This is a genomic window from Acinetobacter sp. PC34, from assembly GCF_051789135.1.
GTDB lineage: Bacteria > Pseudomonadota > Gammaproteobacteria > Pseudomonadales > Moraxellaceae > Acinetobacter > Acinetobacter johnsonii.
In genome coordinates this window covers 1,400,749-1,419,714 of the sequence record NZ_CP196664.1, presented here as the reverse complement: position 1 = coordinate 1,419,714, position 18,966 = coordinate 1,400,749, and the positions used below count along the sequence as shown (strand labels likewise).

The following is an 18,966-nucleotide window of genomic DNA, read 5'->3' as shown; positions in this document are numbered from 1 at the left end:
ATGAATCAATCTCTGCTTAATCCTCACATTCTGCCCGTACCTTTAGAAAAAGCATATCGGCTACTCAACCACGGCCCAACCGTGCTGGTTTCCAGTCAAGATGATGAAAGCACCGATGTCATGGCCGCGGCTTGGGCATGCGCCCTAGAGTTTAGCCCAGCCAAAGTGACGGTGGTACTCGATAAATCGACAAAAACCCGCAGCATTATTGAAAAATCGGGTTTGTTTGCGCTGCAAGTCCCTACACTTAAACAGCTGAAAATGGTCTACGCACTAGGCATGATCAGTCAATATGATGCTCCTGAAAAGTTACGTCAGTGTGGGGTCGACCTTTTTCAGTTTGGTCACAGCCCAATTCCAGTGGTTGAAGGCTGTAGCGCATGGATTCTGTGTGAACTCATTCCTGAACCACATAATCAGCAACAGCATGACTTGTTTATTGGCAAAGTCATTGCAGCTTATGCAGATGATCGGGTTTTTAGAGATGGCCATTGGTACTACCATGAAGCCGCAGATGAATGGAAAAGCATCCATCATGTTGCAGGCGGACACTTTTATACCATTGGTGATGCAGTGGATATCAATCAACTCAAAGATACTGATTAAATTGACTGCGCCTTTACTCCGCTCGACTAAAGGTGGACATCACCCGATTGTTTTATTGTAAATTTCATCTTATAGTTCAAGTGTATTTTTTAAACAAATAGTCAAATTATGATGAACAGGACGTTCTCAAGCACCGTACAACTGAGTCTCTTTCTCTGCCTGAGTATGTGCTTGGGAATTGGCATCTTACGTTTTTCTTATACCGCGCTACTGCCGTCCACACGCGAAGCCTATGAATGGTCACACAATTTCGCCAGCTTACTCGGTAGCGCTAATCTGCTGGGTTATCTGATCGGCGCATTTTGGGCGATGAAGTTGCCACAAAATGCAAAAATGCCGATCTATATCATTTTTGCTGCGCTCTTTGGTTCAATCAGCCTGTTTGCCTGTGCATTTTCGCATTTTAACGAAGTTTGGTATTTGGTGTGGCGCATCATTTCAGGTATCGGCGGCGGTTTGCTGATGATTCTATCACCCAGTATTGTGGCACAGTGCAGTGAGTTACAGCACCGTTTTAAAATTAATCTGATTGGATTTAGTGGAATAGGAATTGGTGTATTGGCAGCCACGCTGTTTATGCCGTATTTAGACCGTATTGCAATCAGTAGCGCATGGTTCATTCTCTGTGGCTTTGCATTTGTCATTACGTGGTTATTATGGATACTTGTTCGTCCTTTCCAAAAGCAACTGCACAGTATCCCTACAAGCCAGCCCCAGACTCATACAGTGAATAAAACTTACTATAGCTTACTCATTGTTTATGCCTGCAGCGCCTTTGCCTATATTCCCCATTCTTTGTTTTGGATTGATTATTTAAGCCATGTTTTAACGCTGAATTTATATTGGATCAATTTTAACTGGATTTTATATGGCTTAGGCAGCGCTCTAGGTGCAGCGACAGCTTATGCTTTAGCACGTAAATTTGGTAACTTTCTGGCTTTAAAGATTCTATACAGTGTCTATATTGCGGCAGTTTTTATTGCGGTTCTGAGTTTTTCGCCTGTATTTACGCTCCTGTCTTCATTTCTCACAGGTCTACTGAACCCTGCGGTAGTCTTTCTCACCTCCTACACCATCTTACAACTCTACGGCTTGGCCTATAAAAAACTGTGGAGTATGGCGACACTCAGCTTTGCAACGGTACAACTGGTCGGTGGTTTAAGTTTTAGTACCTTACAGCATTTGGGTTGGTCATATCACTTTCAGTTTATGCTTGCTGCGGGAGTCCTCGGTTTAGGAACATTGCAACTATTTTACTTTACCCGTAGGACATCCACCTCCAATCCAACAACTAAAAAAGAGGCCTTTTAATCCTTCACATAGAAGGAAATCGAAAAAGAGGTAACCTACTTAGGTTAGTAGGTTCCGTTATAGAAGGCCGTCCATGTTAAATACCTGTGATATTTTTAACTTACCTCTAAATAATACAAATGTACTGTGCAAGTATAAGAAAAGAACCCAATTGAGGGACCTTCTATCACCAATACAATTCACGCATTCGAACTTTTACATCTGTAGATCAAAGCTCGGTTATTTCGATGCATTTAAAGTTAAATACGGATAAGGATTCACAGCTCCTTTCCCAGTCCTATAAATTCCATAGTGCAAATGTGGTGGCGTATTCTTGGCATTGCCGGTGTTCCCGACATAGCCCAATACTTCTCCCACTTCAACCCAATCACCCGTTTGAATATTAGGCGCATAAGCATCTAAATGTGCATAGTAATGACGGCTTAAGTTTGGTCCCATTACCCATACCACTTGTCCACCTAAACTATTGATGCCGACATCCAAGACAATGCCTGATGTAGCACTTAAGACAGGTGTACCACGTTTAGCGAAGATATCAATACCTTGATGTTTTCGGCCCTGACCACGTGCAGCCCACCAAGTGTCCTGTATGTGCTTATGACTTACACCTTGTACAGGCACATTTAAGTTTTTCTCTAAAGGCGTCTTATATAACTGCCAATATAAATATGGATAACTCAAACCTGCTGCTTCACCCGAAACGGATGGCTGACATCCACTCATCAACAGACTTGTACTTAAAATAGCTCCACTCAGAACTAAACGAGACATGATTCAACTACTCAGCTAATTTTTAGATATTAAAATAAGATAAAGTTACCTTTTCATACTAAATGCCTCATATATTGAAAGATATCTTATATATGTAACGGCAAAGCCCTCATATAAAATGAGGGCTTTGCTTCGAATAAACCACGTAAAACTACTTACGCTTCTTCAGTTTTTTCTCTAAGGCTTTCAGCTTAGACTGATGCTTAGAGATCTTTTTTAAACGTGCTTTGATCTTCTGTTTTAATGTTTTCACAACATTATTCGACATAGGGTCCTCCTTTGGTTCAACTCCCTTTGATCGATTCTTCCTTGAAATGCCTTTAACATTCGTTCATGAAATAGCAATACGCCTAGCGTTGTTGCTGATCTGGGTTCGGTTGGTTTTGATTCGGCTGTTTTTGCTGACCTTGATTTGGTTTGGGTTGTTGTTGCTGTTGTTGCTGGTCTGGTTGTTCTTGTGGTTGATTTGGTTGTTGTTGACGTTGCTGCTGATTGTTCTGCTGTTGATTTTGTTGATTAGCCATGAGACTACTCCTTTATCATCTGCCGTAACATTCGACAAAGACCACCATACATCACTCAGCTAAAAACCCAAGCTATAAGCTGTATCAAAGTACTTCATTGTAATTACATATATAAATTGTGGTTAAGAATCAACTCTCCTTTTTATTTAACCTTACCTATACTCACTGAAAGCACAAATCCTTTAACCTAGTTTTACATTGCAAACCTATTTCCAGAGCTATTTTCAACACAACAAAAGAAAACCCGCAGTATGTGCGGGCTTCTACCAATTCAGCTTAAAACTTATTCCATATTTGCAATGATAGCCTCTCCAAACTCCGAACAACGCAATAAGGTTGCATTCGGCATTAATCGCTCAAAATCATAAGTGACTGTTTTCGCCTCAATTGCCCCTGAAATCCCCTTAATGATCAAATCTGCCGCCTCTACCCAGCCCATGTCCCGTAGCATCATTTCAGCAGAAAGAATAATAGAGCCTGGGTTGACTTTATCTTGACCGGCATATTTTGGCGCTGTTCCGTGCGTGGCTTCATAAACAGAAATCGCCCCACCAATATTCGCACCCGGCGCAATACCAATCCCTCCAACTTCTGCAGCCAATGCATCAGAAATATAGTCACCATTCAGGTTTAAAGTTGCAATCACTGAATAGTCCGCAGGACGCATTAAAATCTGCTGCAAGAATGCATCGGCAATCACATCTTTAATGATGATGTCTTTACCATTTTTTGGGTTTTTAATTTTTACCCATGGCCCGCCATCAATGAGCTTACCACCGAAACGGTCCATCGCAAGTTCATAGCCCCACTCTTTAAATGCCCCTTCGGTATATTTCATGATATTGCCTTTGTGAACCAAGGTCACACTCGGCTTATCATTATCAATCGCAAATTGAATCGCTTTACGCACAAGACGCTGCGTTCCCTCTTTCGATACGGGCTTAATCCCAATACCACAGTTATCTTCAAATCGGATTTTAGTCACGCCCATTTCTTCTTTGAGAAACTTAATCACTTTCTTCGCTTCAGGAGAATCGGCTTTCCACTCAATTCCAGCATAAATATCTTCTGAGTTTTCACGGAAAATAACCATATCGGTCAGTTCAGGATGCTGAACAGGTGATGGTACCCCTTCAAACCAACGTACAGGACGTACACAAACGTACAAATCTAATTCTTGGCGTAGCGCCACGTTCAAAGAACGAATGCCCCCACCGACAGGTGTGGTTAAAGGGCCTTTAATTGAAACCACAAACTCGCGTAGCGCATCAAAAGTTTCTTCTGGCATATAGGAGCCATAAATTTTATTGGCTTTTTCACCGCAGTAAACTTCCATCCACTCAATCGAGCGTTTACCGCCATATGCTTTTTGTACTGCAGCATCTACTACAGTTTTCATGGCTGGTGTAATGTCGACACCAATACCATCGCCTTCAATAAAAGGAATAATCGGTTGATTTGGAACATTTAAGGATAAATCTGCGTTTACGGTAATTTTACTACCATCCGCAGGAACGATGATCTTCTGATAACCCATTTTGCAGGCGCTCCCTTTTATTATAATTGGCAAATTTAAAAAATAATTGCCGATAGACAATACTTTCCACTCTTCTTATCGCATAATAGCTTAATCGAATTCCGCTGTTTTTGAGATTTATACGAGAAATAACTACATTTCTCTATTAAATAAATCTTGATATTTCTTATTTTATGTAATTACAGAAGTTATTGACTATGAAAATCGTCATCCTGAATAAGCCCTATGACGTCCTCTCCCAGTTCCGTAAAGATGAAGCACATATGACGATGTCTGACTTTGTCAGCGACTCTACTTTGCGCTTGGCTGGTCGTTTGGATATGGACTCTGAAGGCTTGGTATTTTTAACCGATCATGGTGGTTTGAACCAATACATCACCAACCCTGCCAATAAAAAATTTAAAACGTATTTGGTTCAGGTCGATGGTGATGTCACTGAAGAAGCGCTGAAGCAGTTGCGTAAAGGCGTGGAACTGAAAGATGGTATGACTTTGCCTGCTGAAGCATCTAAAGTTGAACAACCTGAGTGGTTATGGGAGCGAGATCCTCCTGTACGTTTTCGTGCGTCTGTGCCGACTTCTTGGGTCGAAATTTCAATTTGTGAAGGCCGTAACCGTCAAGTACGTCGCATGACTGCTGCTGTAGGTTTTCCTACTTTACGTTTAATCCGTACTAAAATTGGTGCAATTGATTTGGTTCAAATGGGTTTACAACCAGGTGAATCTAAAGAAATCGAACCCCTTTTATACCCTGACTTTCAAAACATTCCTGCGGAAGAACCTTACCGTTCGCGCTCTTATGTGAAAAAACCGGGTGGTACAGGTGGTAAGCCTATGGTTCGTAAGAACAAAGATGGTTCTGTGAAAAAGTCAGGTACAAAGCGTATTTGGCAAATGGATGATAGTGAGAAACCAAAGCGTAAAACCAATGGTACTACTCGTCCAAATACGAAAGCACCACGTGGTCGCGGACGTAATAATGGTCGTTAAAAATTAAGTATTTTAAAGCCCACGAAAGTGGGCTTTTTATTATAAATTTATTTCTTTATATAGCTCATCAATTTGTGTCAAAGTCAAATACCGCTTATTTGGCAATAAATCATTTCCCGACCTATAAAAGCCAACATAAATTATTGGCTCATTCCTACTTTTTGATTCACTTGACGAAATAAATATTGAGTCCAATTTTTCAAAATACGGGTCACATCTAATAACCTCTGCTACTTTATCAAAATATTGCTTTTCTACACCCCACCCATAATCATTATAATCAATCAAAGACTTATCTATAGATTTAATATTACTTTTATATTTAGGTGAATCTTTAAACAAATCTTCAATTTCTACATATTCAAACTGATAGCTATCACGTTTTGAGCCATATCTATATTTATAAACTTTCATCTACTTTTTCTTCTTTAAATCCATGCTCAGTGTGTTTTACATTAATTATATATTTATTAAAAAAAGCCGACGCATATGCATCGGCTTTTTTCACTTCATCGGTAAATTTACCGATTTAGTTTTGACTTAGATCGCTTCAAGTGCAGCATTCAAAGTCTCGCTTGGACGCATTACAGCATTTACTTTAGCTGTATCTACAGCATAGTAACCACCGATGTCAGCAGCTTGACCTTGAACTAGAGCAAGTTCAGCAATGATCTTGTCTTCGTTTTCAGCAAGTGCTTTCGCAAGTGGAGCAAACTTCGCTTTCAACTCAGCGTCTTCATCTTGTGCAGTAAGCGCTTCAGCCCAGAACTTCGCTAAATAGAAGTGGCTGCCACGGTTATCTAGCTCGCCAGTACGACGTGATGGAGACTTGTCGTTATCAAGTAATTTGCCAGTCGCTTGGTCTAAAGTCTTCGCAAGAAGTTTCGCTTGAGCGTTATCTTCTTTAATACCTAGCTCTTCTAAAGAAACAGCAAGCGCCAAGAACTCACCTAAAGAATCCCAACGTAAGTGGTTTTCTTCAACAAGCTGTTGTACGTGTTTAGGCGCTGAACCACCCGCACCAGTTTCGTACATACCACCGCCCGCCATTAACGGAACGATAGACAACATTTTCGCTGAAGTACCCAATTCCATAATTGGGAACAAGTCGGTCAGGTAGTCACGTAGGATGTTACCCGTTACAGAAATCGTATCTAGGCCACGCGCTACACGTTCAAGTGTATAACGCATTGCGCGTACTTGAGACATGATCTGAATGTCTAAACCAGCAGTGTCGTGGTCTTTCAAGTATTTTTGTACTTTCTTGATCACTTCATTTTCGTGCGGACGGTATGGGTCTAACCAGAAGATTGCTGGCATACCCGAGTTACGAGCACGGTTTACTGCAAGTTTTACCCAATCTTGAATCGGTGCATCTTTCACCTGACACATACGCCAGATGTCGCCTTCCTCAACATTTTGAGTCATCAACACTTCGCCAGTTTCTAGGTCAGTGATGTTTGCAACACCCGCTTCAGACATTTCGAAAGTTTTGTCGTGCGAACCGTATTCTTCAGCTTTTTGCGCCATCAAACCAACGTTAGGCACAGTACCCATCGTACGTGGGTCAAAGTTACCATTCCACTTACAGAAATTGATCATTTCTTGGTAAATACGTGCGAAAGTTGACTCAGGCATTACTGCTTTACAGTCGTAAGGTTTGCCGTCAGCACCCCACATTTTACCGCCACCACGGATCATTGCAGGCATTGAAGCATCTACAATTACATCGTTTGGTGAGTGGAAGTTGGTGATACCTTTCGCCGAATCAACCATTGCAAGTGCAGGACGGTGTTCTTGGCAAGCATGTAAATCTTCGATGATTTCTTCACGTAAAGACGTCGGTAAAGTTGCGATCTTCTCGTAAAGACCAGCCATACCGTTGTTTACGTTAATGCCTAGCTCATCGAACAATTTACCGTGTTTTTCAAAAGCATCTTTGTAGTAAATTTTCACAGAGTGACCGAAAACAATCGGATGTGAAACTTTCATCATGGTTGCTTTAACGTGTAAAGAGAACAAAATGCCCGCTTCTTTACAATCATCAAGTTCTTTTTCATAGAAGTCGCAAAGCGCTTTCTTGCTCATGAACATTGAGTCGATGATTTCGCCGTCTTGAAGTGCAACTTTTGACTTCAGAACAATCGTTTCACCAGACTTGGTGATGAGTTCCATTTTCACATTACGTGCACGGTCTAAAGTCATCGACTTTTCACCGTGGTAGAAGTCGCCTTCATCCATGTGAGAAACGTGAGTTTGAGACCATTGCTTCCACTCGCTCATAGAGTGCGGGTGTTTTTTCGCATAGTTTTTCACTGCAGCTGGTGCACGACGGTCAGAGTTACCTTCACGCAATACAGGGTTTACAGCTGAACCAAGACATTTGCCATAGCGTGCTTTAAGCGCTTTTTCGTCTTCAGTGGTTGGGTTTTCAGGATAGTCAGGAATCGCGTAGCCTTTTGATTGAAGCTCTTTGATACATGCTGTTAACTGAGCAACAGAGGCACTAATATTCGGGAGTTTGATGATATTAGTATCTGGATCTTGGGTAAGACGACCTAGTTCTGCAAGATTGTCTGGGACTTTTTGCTCTTCTTTTAGGTATTCAGAGAATTCTGCGAGAACACGTGCGGCAACAGAGATATCAGTTTTAACGATCTCTACACCAGCAGGTTTAGTAAAGGTCTCAATGATCGGCAGTAGCGAATAAGTCGCTAGCAATGGCGCCTCGTCGGTCAGTGTGTAAATGATGGTTGACTTTCCACCAGCCATATATAGCCCCTTGCGTTAGATTGAGTTTTTTAGGGTGATGAGCTTCTGGCTCAACCCCTGCGAACCGATGTGCTTGAATAAAACCCTGAAAGTATCGTCCCTCAGGGCTTTACAGTCAACGTAATATCCAGTGATAACGACATTTCGCCAGAAAATACCACTACAGCCTTCGTTTTTCAAAATCACGTCTTTCCACAAGGCTTTAGCTTTTGCTTAGCAAATAAACAAATTTTTTAGCGAAATGTGTTATTTACCTCATTTAAGCCACAACAACAGATACTTTTCACATAATACAGTCTTGTAGCCCTACATGCATCAGAATGACTTTTTTCAGCACTAAATTTAGATCGGCAGAACCATTCATCATGCCACAGCTTAAATATTGATACATAAACCATGTACTCGTACTCCTCCATTTTTACATTTTTAAACCTATGATTTTTATAGGGTTGGTTAAACTTAATCTTTTTTCTGCAACGGTAAGGGTCAATTCAATGCTAAAAATGCTGCTTCCGCTCATTGGACTTGGTTTTTCTTCTTGGTGTTTTGCTCAAAATCCATTGAGCGTTCATGTGCTGAATTTGGAAAATGGTCTCCCTTCTGCCAATGTCAAAGTGACACTTGAAGCCCAACAAAATGATAAATGGACAGAAATCAGCTCAAGTACGACCGATGACCAAGGTCGAATCAATGATTTATATCCAAAAGATACGACCTTACAAAAAGGTGTATACAAAGTTACCTTTAAAACGGGTGATTGGTTTCGCCAAAAAAATCAGCGCTCATTCTTTCCTGAAGTGCCCGTGGTGTTTGTAATTGATGGCTCATTAGATCATTACCATATTCCTCTATTAATTAGCCCATATGGCTATTCCACTTACCGTGGTAGTTAATGCACATAAATAAGCGCATAAAAAACCGATGCCTAAGCATCGGTTTTTTGTCTGTACAGAATCAAATAAAGTGGCTTAGGGACTAAGCCTTGAACCACTTCTCTGCTTTCGCTTGATCTTCGACTTTCAATTCAACTTCAGTCAGCTCTGAGCCAGCAGCTTTTACGTCAAAGCTCATCAACTCATCACGGCGGAATGCCAATATGCTATACGAGCCTTCTTGCTTGGCATACTTTTCTACCAGTTTCACCGTTGCTTTGAGACCATCAATCGCAATGATCACATCATGGGCAGAAAGGCCAGCTTGAGCCGCAGCGCCATCACGACGTGCGCTTTGCACCAATACGCCTTCTGGCTTATCTACAAGCTTTAAACCTAAAGGTAATGACTTATCATTTTTCAGGCTATAACTTAAACCAAACTCAGGGAAAAGTTGATCCAGCGGTAACTCATCTGTGGTATTAATTAAGTGATTGATTTGCTCAATCCAGTTATCACCCGTCAGCTCATTACACAACTCTACAATCGTACGCTCATGTACTTGTATGCCCTTTTGCGCGTTCTCATAAAGTTTACGCATAAGCGCGTCTAGACTTGAACCACGTAAGCGCAAACCTAAGTCTAAGCATAGTGCAACCAAACAGCCTTTGTTGTAATAGCTAGTGCCTGCATTGTTCGAGTTTTCATCCTGACGGTAAAATTTCACCCATGCATCAAAGCTGGACTCAGACACAGACTGAACAAAACGACCCGGATTTTGCAAATAACGATCAATCTGAGTTTTGAGTAGTTTGATATATGAGGCTTGGGAAATCACACCACTACGCAGCAAAATCAGGTCATCATAATAAGACGTGAAACCTTCAAAAATCCAAAGCAAAGAGGTATAGCCTTCTTTGTTCAGATCATAATTGACAAAATTTTCAGGACGAATGAATTTGACCAACCATGAGTGGAAGTATTCATGGCTACATAAACCCAAGAAACGTTGGTAGTCTTCAGACGGCTCTTCAGGCTCGTTAGCTTTTGGTAAGTCTTCACGTGGACCAATCAAGCTGGTTGAATTTGGATGCTCCAAACCACCATAACTATTTGCTGTCGCCATCGTCATAAAGGTGTAGTTTGAAAATGGCGCTGACCCAAACATTGAGATTTCTGTTGCACAGATTTTTTCAATGTCTTGCTGCATACGTGCAGCATTCATGGCATGTTTACCTGACACCACAAACTCGTGCGGAATACCATTGGCTTCAAAACCAAAACGCGTCTGTTCGGCCAACTCAAATGGTGCATCAATCAGCTCGGCATAGTTTTTGGCTTTTAAAGTAAAACGACCTTTAACGAGGCTTTTTGAAGCCATACCAGTAGCCAATTGGAAGTGTTTCAGCTCATCAGGAAGGAAGAGTTCAACTTCAACTGCTTTGTCCTCTTGACCCTCCAAACCTAAGCAAGCACATGCAGGGTTTACATATAAACGGGTTTGATCTACATACGCACCGCGCACCGACAGATCATAGGCATAGACATCATATTCAACCGTAATCAGTTCATGGTCAGTATTAAAAAGACGCCATTTATTCTTTTCAAATTTTTGAATTTCTAACAAACGCCCTTCTTCATCATAAGCACGAACCGACTCTATATGCTTTGAAAACTCGCGAATGAGGTAACTACCCGGAATCCAAGTCGGTAATGAAAGTACCTGTGTTGGGTCTGCTACAAAACGTAAAGTCACGTGTATAAGGTGCTGACGATAATCGTCAAATTCGATCTGATAATGCAACATAATGGGCGATACAAAATAAAATGAAATGAGTTATAACTTAGCTTAGCATTATTTACGCCAGTTTTGCGTCACAGTCACATTTGTCTGCATTTTTGACTGGTCATTGAGGAAAAAAAGGCATAGCATTTGCAGCTGTTTTAGGTTTAAAAGTCACGGAATGGCTTGGTTAGGGAATTTCATTGAAAGCTGTCATCTACTTCATCGCTACACTCTTCGCCTTATGTTCAAGTTTCACTCAAGCGGCATTGCTCAATATTGTTCCTGAAACAGTTGAAGCTCAAGCTTGGACCATTTTTGACAGCCAATCGGGGCAAGTCATTGCAGAGCATAATAGTCATGTTCAACGTGCACCCGCTTCGCTCACCAAAATGATGGTGGCGTATATTGCACTCAAAGAAATCAATGCAGGGAAGCTCAATAAGAGCGAAATTCTTACCGCAACACCTGTGGTCAGTACAGTGATGTGGGATGAGTCCCAAATGTACTTAAAACAAGGCGAACAGATTTCTGTGGATCAGCTTCTAGCCGGTTTAGTGGTGATGTCTGCCAACGACGCAGCCGTGACTTTAGCGGAACGCATCTCAGGTGATATTCCAAACTTTGTTGCACGAATGAACCAAGAAGCCAAAGCGCTGGGAATGACTGAAACGCATTTTCAAAACCCTGCGGGTATCACCATGCCAGAGCACTATTCAACCGCACATGATTTAGCGCTATTAGGCCAAGCCTTGGTGAATGAAACGCCAGACTATTTATACTATTCAAAACAGCAAAGTTTTAGCTATAACCAACGCTTTCATCGTGCAACCAATATTCTGTTAAAACAAGACCCGACAGTAGATGGCTTAAAAACAGGTTATACCAAAGCAGCGGGATACAATTTAGCCCTGACAGCAAACCGCCCGACCATGAATCCAAACAATCCAAACCGTCGTTTGGTGGTGATTGTATTGGGTACAGAAAGTGCTGCAAAACGCGCTGAAGTTGCACACAACCTCATGAATTTGTCTTATACCTATACTCGCAATGAAGTTGCACTAAAAGATAAGCAAATTATCGCTGAACTGCCTGTAGTCAAATCGACATTGAAAATGTTCAAAGTGGAAAGTAAGCAACCGAAAATTGTGACCACATCATTGTACGATCAACCCTATGCCATTGACTTACATGCCTTTGATCAGACCAACCAACGCATTATGCTCAATACAGGCAATGGCACTATACAACGCATTGATCCCTTAGAATCTACAAAAACGCATTTCAATATTGAAGTGTTGCAAAACAAGCTGACCGCTCCGCTGGCTGAAGTGATGCAACTGGCGAAAGTGCAGGTCTATCAAAACAATCAGCTCATTCAAACGTTCACCATTGAAGAAGATGTACAAATTGAAGAAGCCAATATTTTCCAACGACTAATGTTTTGGTTCAAAAGCTTGTTTCCATTTTTATCAAGCGATGAACCTAAAGTAAAAACCTATACACTCGGTTAAGTTCGAGCAGTATCCCGAGTTTTATACTTTATGTAACTTGTAAGACAATCTAATTATCAATAAATCAAGAAGATGGCATATTCAATGTCATCTTCTTTTTTTAATAATAAATAGGTTGCTTCATATGGCTGTACAAACAGAACAAGTGCCACACCATATTGTTATTATTGGCGGTGGTGCTGGTGGTCTAGAGTTAGCAACGCAACTCGGTGACAGCTTCGCAAAATCCAAGTGGGTGAAAATCACCCTCGTCGATCAAAACCTCACCCATATCTGGAAACCCTTACTACACGAAATTGCGGCAGGTACACTCAACCCAAGTGTTGAAGAAATCAATTATTTTGCACATGCGTCTAAACATCACTATGAGTTTGTTTTAGGTCGTTTTGTCGGCTTAGACCAAGAACATAAACAAGTAAAACTTGAAGCACGCCAATATGCCAAACAAAGCACGGAAACCACGCAGTTTGAACTCAACTACGACACCTTAGTCCTGGCAGTCGGTTCGACCTCTAACGACTTTGCGACCGAAGGCGCTAAACATTACTGCCACTTCCTCGACAGTCGCCAGCAAGCTGAAATTTTCCAGCAAGACCTTCTACATTTGTATTTGGATGCACAAAACCGTCCCGAAACACGCGCACTCAATATTGCGATTATTGGTGCAGGTGCCACAGGAGTCGAGCTTGCAGCCGAATTGGCCCATGCGAAAAGTACCTTTTTTAAATACGGTCTCAATAAAATTGACCCAAACAAAGTCAAAGTGACCTTGATTGAGGCAGCGGATCGCATTCTTCCCGCCCTATCCACCAAAATGGCAAATCACACACATACCCAATTGGAAAAGCTTGGCATTGAAGTCCTCACCCATCACCGTGTTGCCAAGTTAGATAAAGACCATGTCTATTTTGCCGACGGCACACAAATCGATGCCGATCTAAAAGTTTGGGCGGCAGGCATCAAAGCACCTTTCGTTTTAAATGCGCTTGAAGGCTTTGAAAAAGATGCGATTGGACGTCTTAAAGTCTATGCGACTTTGCAAACCCGTTCCGACCCCAACATTTTTGCCTTTGGTGATTGCGCTCACTGCCAGCCCGCAGCCGATGAACCAGTCCTTGGCCCACGCGCTCAAGTGGCCAGTCAACAAGCGGCCTTTTTGCTTCGAGCCCTCAAAGCGCGCATTCGTAGTCAGTCTTTGCCGATGTTTAAATTTTCTGACAAAGGCTCTTTGGTTTCCCTCAGTCAATATAAAGCTGTCGGCGAGCTACTGGGCCAAGTCAATGTGCAAGGCGTGCTGGCAAAAACCATGTATGTTTCTTTATATCGACTCCATCAGGCCACCTTACATGGCTATACCCAAGCTGGGCTGATGACCGCAAAAGACCTGATGAATAAAAAAGTCGGTCCGAAAATAAAATTGCATTGAAATCTAAAAATGCGTCCCCACTAATAAAAAAACGCCATAAGAACGTGGAAAATGCAGTTTTTTTGCTAAATTTAGTCTACAAAAGCTGCTTTTCACTTTATGATATACCCCTTAAATTCTAAATGAATGGACGAAAAACATGACTGCTATCGCAAATGATCACGTGGTTTCTTTCAACTACAAATTGACTAACGCTGAAGGCGAAACGCTAGACCAATCACAAGGTGAACCACTTGCATATTTGCACGGCGCAGGTAACATCATCCCAGGTTTAGAAAATGCATTGCTAGGCAAAACTGTAGGTGAAAAATTCACTGTTACTGTTCCTGCTGCTGAAGGTTATGGCGAATACAACCCTGAACTCGTTCAAGAAGTTCCAGCGCAAATGTTCCAAGGCGTAGACAACATCCAAGCGGGTATGCAGTTCCAAGCTCAAACTGATGATGGCGTTCAAATCGTAACTGTAAAAGCAGTTGAAGGCGAAAACGTAATTGTTGATGCGAACTTCCCACTTGCTGGTCAAGACTTAACTTTCGAAGTTGAAATCGTAGAAATCCGCGATGCAACTGAAGAAGAATTACAACACGGCCATGCGCACGGTGCTGGTGGTCACCACCACTAAGATTTAACATCTTAGAAAAAGGGCGAAAGTTTAACTTTCGCCCTTTTTTTTATTTTTGCATACTTGCTCATTCGCGACGTATTTGAAAATCTGTAAATCCTTGCTGTTCTGAAGCCAATTCTACGATGACCACATCCGTAACTACCGCATGAGTTGGCCCGACTTTAGCATGATTCACCAGTTCGGCAACCATACCATCATCCCCAAAAAACAGTGCTTCAACTGCACCTGAATCCAGATTCTGTACATAACCCTTTAAACCTAAAGCAACAGCATATTGTGCAAACCAGCGTCGATATCCAACACCCTGAACTTTTCCCGATATGGTCAGTTTTACTGCTTTCATACTGTATGCTCTCGGTTCACGACCGTATAAATAGCCTGACTCATTTGCTGCGCTTGTAAACCACGCTCACCTTGCTGAGCCAAAAGGTCGCCTGCTTGGGCATGTAAGGTCACAATTTGATGTAACGCAATGTCATCTTGCAACTGTGCTTTTAAACTGGCAATCATGCCTGCCAATACATCACCCATTCCACCTGCCCCCATCCCTGGATTACCTGCGGTACAAATCCAGAGTTGCGTATCTAAAATCAAGCTTCCCGAACCTTTCAGCACCCATTGTCCTGCATATTTTTCTTGTAAAGCATAAATAGCTGCAATACGGTCGGACTCCACCGCTGAAGTACTGATACCGAGTAAAGTCGCGGCCTCCCCAGGATGCGGTGTTGCGTACACCTGCTCACCGAGTTTTACTGGCTTTTCAGCCAAAAACCATAAAGCATCTGCATCCAATACCACCTGAAAAGCACTGGTTTGAATGAGTGGAAACCATGCATCAAACTGCTGCTGAGCCCACGAGTCTCTTCCCAAGCCCATACCAAAACTGACTGCATCCACATGTGCCACCAATGCTTCACGCTCTTGGAGCGACATTTGGTTAATATCGCGCAGCATAATATTCGGTGCACGGGCTAAAATTGCAGTATGGTGTTTTGCATCACACACCACCGTCACCTTGCCAGCTCCCGCATGAAAGGCAGCTTCAGCGGCTAACATCACCGCACCACCCATCTGTGCATGTCCCCCAATCACCAGTACGTGCCCATAGCTTCCTTTATGTCCAAATGCTTGACGCGGTACAAGGTGCATATGTTGTGGAGCAAGCGAAGCTAAAGGTTTTAAAGCACTGTCTACGGGAAGTAGCGAAATAAGCTCAACGACTCCTGCATAGGCTTTACCCTGCCCAGTAAATAAACCCGCCTTTAAGCCCAGAGCTGTAAAGGTATAATCGGCGACAACTGCACAAGGTAAAGCTTGCCCCGTGTTGGCCTGCAAACCACTTGGAATATCAACCGCAATTTTTAAACCTGTTTGTCTATTAATCTGCTGAATCACTGCCTGCCAGTCTGAACTTAGTTCACGGTTTAACCCAATGCCAAACAAAGCATCAATATAGGTATCATAAGGGCGTTGAAATGCAAAACCGGTATGAATCATTATTCCCTGTTTCACGGCCGCTGCATGTGCTTGTTGTAGTGATACAGACTCTCCCAATGCAGCTGCATAAATTTCAACGTCATAACCTTGCGCGGCTAGATACGATGCAATCAAGTAACCGTCACCTGCATTGTTGCCTTGACCACAACACACTGCGAGGCTTTTGACCTGCTGCTGTTTAAGCCTAGGCAGCATATGTTCAGTTGTTGACCATGCGACTTGTTGCATCAACCCATAAGCACTATTTTGCTGTGCGAACCAACGCCCTTCCCATGCTTGAATCTCGCTGCTGTGGTACACTTGCTGATGCATGATTTTTCCTTTGTTCTTGGTTATGACAACATCCACATCTTCCTCAAAAATCCCTGTAGATCAATATGATCCAGAGCAGCTTAAGGCTTGGATTAAAGCTGAAGCACTGGCTTTGGGGTTTTCTGATTGTGTCATCGCCAAACCAGATGCTCAAGCTGAATTGCCGCATTTTAAAAAATATTTAGAACTTGGTTATCATGGTGACATGCATTTTCTTACTGAAAACTTAGAAAAACGCGCAGATCCAACACTGCTTGTTCCGGGCACCAAAAGCATTATTTGTGTGCGTATGGATTATTTAGTTGCCGTTCCTGAACCACGTCTTGTGCCTTTTGCACCAAATAGCGCCATCATTGCGCGTTATGCACGCGGACGTGACTATCACAAAGTCATGCGTGGGCGTTTAAAGACCCTTTCTCAGAAAATCAAAGCCAAAGTTGGCGATTTTGAATCTCGCCCATTTGCAGACTCAGCACCCATTTTTGAAAAATCATTGGCTGAAAATGCAGGGATGGGATGGGTCGGTAAACACACCTTACTCATTCATAAAACATCAGGCTCATTTTTTGTTTTGGGTGAGCTCTTTACCTCTTTAGAGCTACCTTTTGACCAAGCCACCACCAAACACTGTGGTTCATGTAGCGCGTGTATTGATATTTGCCCGACCCAAGCCATTGTTGAGCCTTATTTATTAGATGCGCGTAAATGCATTGCCTATTTAACTATTGAGTTTCAAGGCATTATTCCTGAAGAACTACGCCGCGGTATTGGTAACCGTGTGTTTGGTTGCGATGACTGCCAGCTCATTTGCCCGTGGAATAGCTTTGCCAAAACCACACCAATTGATGATTTTAACCCACGTCATGGTTTGGATGACATTCAACTAATTGACCTTTGGCAATGGGATGAAAACACCTTTATGGCAAATACAGAAGGGAGTCCCCTACGTCGTACAGGCTACCAAAGCTTTATGCGTAACGTCGCGATTGGTCTAGGTAATGCACCATTTTCAGATGAAATATTGCAGCAATTACAAGCTTCTCGCCCAGAGCTTAACGATATTGTGCAAGTCCATATTGACTGGGCCATCCAAGAGCAACTGATGAAAAAGCAGTAATACTTGCTTCAAACAGACTCAATCAATAAAAGTTCAATCAAATAGCCATTTGCTTGCATAATTTTATTTATTTTATCTATTTAGCTGCATTTTCAGTGTAACTCAAAATCTAAATAAATAGAATTTTGCGGCAAAATTTCCCAAAAAGCGCTCAACTTTGCAACTATTTTTACAATCTCATAAAAAGATAAAATTAAAAACATAATCGGGAGATACTATTAAAACTGAGCAATAATGCCTTTTAAGTTGGCACGTTAAATGTATGATGTATACAAGTTAGAATTAAAAATGGATCGCCATTATGAACCTACGCAATGATTGGACGCGTGAAGAAATCGAAGCTTTGTATGATCAGCCTTTTCTTGATCTCGTCTTTCAAGCGCAGACCGTACATCGCCAACATTTCCAAGCCAACACCATTCAAGTCAGTACTTTACTGTCGATTAAAACAGGAAAATGTCCTGAAGACTGTAAGTATTGTTCTCAGTCAGCACGTTATGACTCAAAACTTGAAGCCGAAAAGCGAATTGCTGTAGACAAAGTGATTTCAGAAGCCAAAGAAGCTTTAGCCTCAGGCTCATCTCGTTTTTGTATGGGCGCAGCTTGGCGTAATCCACATGAACGTGACATGCCTTATGTACTAGAAATGGTTAAAGAGGTGAAAGCACTTGGTTTAGAGACTTGCATGACTTTAGGGATGCTGAATGAGTCTCAAGCTGGGCGTTTAAAAGATGCAGGTTTAGATTATTACAACCATAACCTCGACACTTCACGCGAGTATTATTCACATATTATTAGTACACGTACCTTTGACGACCGTTTAAATACCTTAGAATATGTCCGTCAAGCAGGCATGAAAGTGTGTAGCGGTGGTATTGTTGGTCTAGGTGAAAAGAAAGAAGACCGTATTGGTTTATTGCAAGAGCTTGCAACAATGCCAATTCACCCAGAATCTGTGCCAATCAACATGTTGGTTCCAATTGAAGGCACGCCACTGGCAGATGTTGAAAAACTCGATGTGACGGAATGGATTCGTACCATTGCTGTTGCGCGCATTATCATGCCGCACAGCTATATCCGCCTATCTGCAGGTCGTGAAGCACTTTCTGACTCAGACCAAGCACTTGCATTTATGGCGGGTGCAAACTCATTGTTCTCAGGTGAGAAATTACTGACCACACCAAATGCAGGCGAAGGTAAGGACCGTCAACTGTTCACCAAATTAGGTTTAGTGGCAGAAAAGCCAAAACCAACGGTTGCAGACCTTAGCCTAGATGCCATGGCAAGCTAATTCACAAGATTTGCTAAGC

At 42.2% G+C, this 18,966-nt stretch carries 17 protein-coding genes; 9 read left to right on the top strand and 8 right to left on the bottom strand.

The window, feature by feature from the left end; all coding sequences use genetic code 11:
- Positions 1-606, top strand: a complete 606-nt coding sequence (locus ACSC9N_RS06895; protein ID WP_010326894.1) for a flavin reductase family protein — start codon at positions 1-3, stop codon at positions 604-606.
- Between the two features lie 108 nt (positions 607-714).
- Entirely contained in the window at positions 715-1,917 is a 1,203-nt protein-coding gene (locus ACSC9N_RS06890) for a YbfB/YjiJ family MFS transporter (protein WP_029575041.1), read from the top strand.
- A gap of 219 nt (positions 1,918-2,136) precedes the next feature.
- On the opposite strand, the gene ACSC9N_RS06885 is transcribed toward ACSC9N_RS06890, so the two are convergent.
- From ACSC9N_RS06885 to icd, 3 genes are all read right to left on the bottom strand, one after another.
- On the bottom strand, positions 2,137-2,688 hold the full coding sequence (locus ACSC9N_RS06885) for a M23 family metallopeptidase (RefSeq protein ID WP_029575042.1): 552 nt from the start codon (positions 2,686-2,688) through the stop codon (positions 2,137-2,139).
- Positions 2,689-3,038: 350 nt separating this feature from the next.
- A complete protein-coding gene (locus ACSC9N_RS06880) occupies positions 3,039-3,212 on the bottom strand; it encodes a hypothetical protein (protein ID WP_004696738.1) in 174 nt (57 codons plus the stop codon).
- A 283-nt stretch (positions 3,213-3,495) separates the two neighbouring features.
- Positions 3,496-4,749, bottom strand: coding sequence for an NADP-dependent isocitrate dehydrogenase (gene icd, locus ACSC9N_RS06875; protein WP_010326897.1), 1,254 nt, complete (start codon positions 4,747-4,749; stop codon positions 3,496-3,498).
- Between the two features lie 197 nt (positions 4,750-4,946).
- On the opposite strand from icd, the gene ACSC9N_RS06870 reads away from it, so the two are divergent.
- Complete coding sequence (locus ACSC9N_RS06870; protein ID WP_010326929.1) at positions 4,947-5,738, top strand: pseudouridine synthase; 792 nt, start codon at positions 4,947-4,949, stop codon at positions 5,736-5,738.
- A 39-nt stretch (positions 5,739-5,777) separates the two neighbouring features.
- On the opposite strand, the gene ACSC9N_RS06865 is transcribed toward ACSC9N_RS06870, so the two are convergent.
- Positions 5,778-6,152, bottom strand: coding sequence for a hypothetical protein (locus ACSC9N_RS06865; protein WP_010326930.1), 375 nt, complete (start codon positions 6,150-6,152; stop codon positions 5,778-5,780).
- A gap of 126 nt (positions 6,153-6,278) precedes the next feature.
- A complete protein-coding gene (locus ACSC9N_RS06860) occupies positions 6,279-8,510 on the bottom strand; it encodes an NADP-dependent isocitrate dehydrogenase (RefSeq protein WP_439036127.1) in 2,232 nt (743 codons plus the stop codon).
- A 494-nt stretch (positions 8,511-9,004) separates the two neighbouring features.
- Here ACSC9N_RS06860 and uraH point away from each other — a divergent pair, with 494 nt between their 5' ends.
- Entirely contained in the window at positions 9,005-9,403 is a 399-nt protein-coding gene (gene uraH / locus ACSC9N_RS06855) for a hydroxyisourate hydrolase (protein ID WP_010326932.1), read from the top strand.
- Positions 9,404-9,485: 82 nt separating this feature from the next.
- Here the strand turns inward: uraH and ACSC9N_RS06850 are convergent, their stop codons facing one another.
- The gene (locus tag ACSC9N_RS06850) at positions 9,486-11,189 is read right to left on the bottom strand and encodes a M61 family metallopeptidase (protein ID WP_010326933.1); all 1,704 of its coding nucleotides are present in this window, start codon (positions 11,187-11,189) and stop codon (positions 9,486-9,488) included.
- A 179-nt stretch (positions 11,190-11,368) separates the two neighbouring features.
- Between ACSC9N_RS06850 and ACSC9N_RS06845 the strand changes: the two genes are divergently transcribed.
- The 3 genes from ACSC9N_RS06845 (at position 11,369) to slyD (ending at position 14,727) form a co-directional block, all read left to right on the top strand.
- Positions 11,369-12,679 carry a D-alanyl-D-alanine carboxypeptidase PBP6B gene (locus ACSC9N_RS06845; RefSeq protein WP_010326934.1) on the top strand — a complete coding sequence of 437 codons (1,311 nt, stop codon included), beginning with the start codon at positions 11,369-11,371 and terminating at the stop codon, positions 12,677-12,679.
- A 124-nt stretch (positions 12,680-12,803) separates the two neighbouring features.
- Complete coding sequence (locus ACSC9N_RS06840; RefSeq protein ID WP_010326935.1) at positions 12,804-14,105, top strand: NAD(P)/FAD-dependent oxidoreductase; 1,302 nt, start codon at positions 12,804-12,806, stop codon at positions 14,103-14,105.
- 139 nt (positions 14,106-14,244) lie between these two features.
- The gene (gene slyD / locus ACSC9N_RS06835) at positions 14,245-14,727 is read left to right on the top strand and encodes a peptidylprolyl isomerase (protein WP_004696728.1); all 483 of its coding nucleotides are present in this window, start codon (positions 14,245-14,247) and stop codon (positions 14,725-14,727) included.
- Between the two features lie 67 nt (positions 14,728-14,794).
- On the opposite strand, the gene ACSC9N_RS06830 is transcribed toward slyD, so the two are convergent.
- Positions 14,795-15,073, bottom strand: a complete 279-nt coding sequence (locus tag ACSC9N_RS06830) for an acylphosphatase (protein ID WP_010326936.1) — start codon at positions 15,071-15,073, stop codon at positions 14,795-14,797.
- The gene (locus tag ACSC9N_RS06825; protein ID WP_010326937.1) at positions 15,070-16,539 is read right to left on the bottom strand and encodes a bifunctional ADP-dependent NAD(P)H-hydrate dehydratase/NAD(P)H-hydrate epimerase; all 1,470 of its coding nucleotides are present in this window, start codon (positions 16,537-16,539) and stop codon (positions 15,070-15,072) included. The genes ACSC9N_RS06830 and ACSC9N_RS06825 overlap by 4 nt, the downstream gene beginning before the upstream one ends.
- 22 nt (positions 16,540-16,561) lie before the next feature.
- Here ACSC9N_RS06825 and queG point away from each other — a divergent pair, with 22 nt between their 5' ends.
- Together queG and bioB are read left to right on the top strand one after the other, a co-directional pair.
- On the top strand, positions 16,562-17,656 hold the full coding sequence (gene queG / locus ACSC9N_RS06820) for a tRNA epoxyqueuosine(34) reductase QueG (protein WP_439036126.1): 1,095 nt from the start codon (positions 16,562-16,564) through the stop codon (positions 17,654-17,656).
- A gap of 301 nt (positions 17,657-17,957) precedes the next feature.
- Positions 17,958-18,947 (top strand): biotin synthase BioB, encoded by a 990-nt coding sequence (gene bioB, locus ACSC9N_RS06815; RefSeq protein WP_004981788.1) that lies wholly within the window; start codon positions 17,958-17,960, stop codon positions 18,945-18,947.
- Positions 18,948-18,966 lie beyond the last annotated feature (19 nt).